Genomic DNA, 2,886 nt, shown 5'->3' on the forward strand with positions numbered 1-2,886 from the left:
ACTCAACTGCTGCATCATTTCCTAACTGTCTTTGCCTATAGTTCATAGCAGCTACCTCTAGTATAAGAGCTGTATTTCTACCTGGTCTTACTGGTACTACTAACTTTTCTATTTTTTCACCCAGCATATACTCATAGTCCCTGTCCAAGCCTAACCTATCATAGTACTTGCCAGGCTTCCAGTTTTCTAGGTAGACTACAAGGTCTATCTTTTTTGAAGTATTCATAGCCCTTGCTCCATAAAGGCTCTGTATATCTACTATTCCTATACCCCTAATTTCTAAATAATTTCTCAATATTTCTGGTGCTTGACCCACTACTAAACCATCATCAACCCTCTTTATTTCGACAGCATCATCTGCTATCAGCCTGTTTCCATTTTGGATTAGCTCAAGGGCTGTTTCCGACTTACCAATACCGCTTTCACCCCTTATTAGGACACCTACCCCATTAATATCTACTAGTACACCATGCACTGTCTCATTTGGAGCCATCTTATCTTCTAGGTACCATGACAGCCTATTAATAAACCTAGTTGTAGCCTGGTCAGTTGAACAAACAATGACATTGTGCTTTTCTGCGTAGTCATAGAACTCCTCCTTTAGCTCAAGTCCCCTTGTCACTATGACTAGGGGTATATCATGAGAAAAATACTCATCTAGGGTCTTTAACCTATGCTTGTTGGTAAAATTACCAAAGAAGGTATACTCAGTCTTGCCTATAATCTGAATTCTCTCAGGTGTAAAATAGTCAAAATATCCAGCTAGCTGGATTCCTGGCCTATTTAATTCTTTTTCAGTTATATATGTTTCCTCCGCCTTATTATCAGGAGATATTATCTCCTTCAATTTTAAATCGTCAATTAAATTTCTTACTGTAATCTTTGACATCCTATTACCTTTCATTATTTACAACTACCAATTTATTATTTATAGGACCTACCTCGCCCTATTTATATGTCTTAATACCTCATCTGCCAGCCTATCGGTTATACCATCTATGGCAACTAGGTCATCCTTACTGGCCTCCTTAAGTTTATCAACATCCTTAAACTTGTCCATCAAGGCCTTTTTTCTCTTTGGTCCTATACCTGGTATATCATCTAGGATAGACTTGGTCATCTTCTTGTCCCTCAAGCTCCTATGATAGGATATAGAATAGTTGTGGACCTCCTCCTGGATACCCGCCACAAACCTGTAAAGGCTAGTTGTTCTATCCAACTCAATAGTCTTTTCTCCATTTAAAAGACCCTTTGTCCTATGCCTGTCATCCTTATACATGCCCCACAGAGGTATGTCTTCACCATTTTCTTCTAGGACCTTCTTGACCGCAGATACTTGGCCCTTGCCCCCATCTAGGAGGATGAGATCTGGTAGGTTGCCGTGCTTTAGTCGTCTATCCAAAACTTCTGCCATAGAAGCATAGTCATCTGGTCCCTCTACCGTCTTTATCTTAAATCGTCTATATTCCTTTTTATCCTTTATACCCTTTGTATATACTACCATCGTTCCTATTGAATCTACACCTTGGATATTCGATATATCATAGGCTTCTATCCTGTTTAGATTTTTAGCATCCAGGTCTAATAGCTTACCTAATTCTTCAAGCGATCCTATACTCTTTTCATACTTTTTCTTTTTTAGGTCGTCAAACTTCAATAGATATTCATCAGCATTCTTTCTAACCATTAGGACTAGAGCCCTCTTGTCCCCCCTTTTAGGTACCCTTATACTTACGGCGGTTCCCCTTTTAGAGGACAGGATTTCTTCCATTATCTCCATATCCAGAAACTCCTCTTCAACTATAAGCTCTCTTGGTATATATTCCTGGGACATATAGAACTGCTTGATAAAGGACCCTAATATTGTTGACCTGTCACTATCCTTGACACCTTCAAGCATGAAATTTTCCCTTCCAGATACCTTGCCATTCCTTATAAAGAATACCTGAACACAAGCCTCCTGGTCAAAGTTAGCCATGGCTATAACATCCTGGTCAGAATCATTTTGTACATTGGAGATTTTCTGTTTTTCCATTACATCCTTAAGGCTACTTATCTTATCCCTATATGAAGCCGCCTCTTCAAAGTCTAGGACCATGGAAGCCGCCTTCATCTTTTCTTCTAAAACACCTACTAACTTGTCTTCCTTTCCCGACAAAAATAGGAGTATTTCATCTATCATATCCATATATTCTTTTTTTGAAACCATACCTGTACAAGGCCCTATACATTTTTTGATATGATAGTTTAGACAGGGTCTCATACCAGACTTGATTGCCTTGTCCATATCTATATTGCAGGTCCTAATTGGATAAATATTCCTTATTATATCAATTGTGTCATTGACAGCAGATACATTTGAATAGGGACCAAAGTACTTGGCCTTATCCTTTAGGATCCTCCTTACCTTTAGGACTCTTGGATAGTCCTCATTAACCGTTACCTTTATATATGGATAGGTCTTATCATCACGAAGGAGGATATTATATTTTGGTTTGTATTTTTTTATTAAATTACACTCTAATATCAGGGCCTCAAGCTCAGAATCTGTCATTATATACTCAAAGCTGAAAATGTTTTTAACCATGGACCTGACCTTGTCAGAGTGATTCTTTGAAGACTGGAAATACTGTCTTACCCTATTTTTTAAGGACACAGCCTTACCTACATATATTACATTTCCGAACTTGTCCTTCATTATGTATACACCCGGGCTAGCAGGCAGTGTTTTCAAGTGCTCCTGTATGTCAAACATATATTTACCTCCTCGTATAATATACTTGTAGTTAAAACTACTTTTTTTCTTTTCTATCCCCTCTTCTTTGTGGGATAATATTAGTATAGATAGAGGTCGTAGCTACCTCCTTGAAGTCATATCTTCCTTTT

The 2,886-nt window shown here is 38.1% G+C and carries 2 protein-coding genes; both read right to left on the reverse strand.

All coding sequences use genetic code 11. The features are described from left to right. The coding region (gene hprK / locus ACW6OJ_RS07815) for an HPr(Ser) kinase/phosphatase (RefSeq protein WP_456096250.1) at nucleotides 1-889 on the reverse strand (889 nt) is incomplete at its 3' end. 48 nt (nucleotides 890-937) lie between these two features. Next, a complete protein-coding gene (gene uvrC, locus ACW6OJ_RS07820) occupies nucleotides 938-2,755 on the reverse strand; it encodes an excinuclease ABC subunit UvrC (RefSeq protein WP_455105202.1) in 1,818 nt (605 codons plus the stop codon). Nucleotides 2,756-2,886: the final 131 nt, after the last annotated feature.

The organism is Peptostreptococcus sp. (assembly GCF_977045075.1).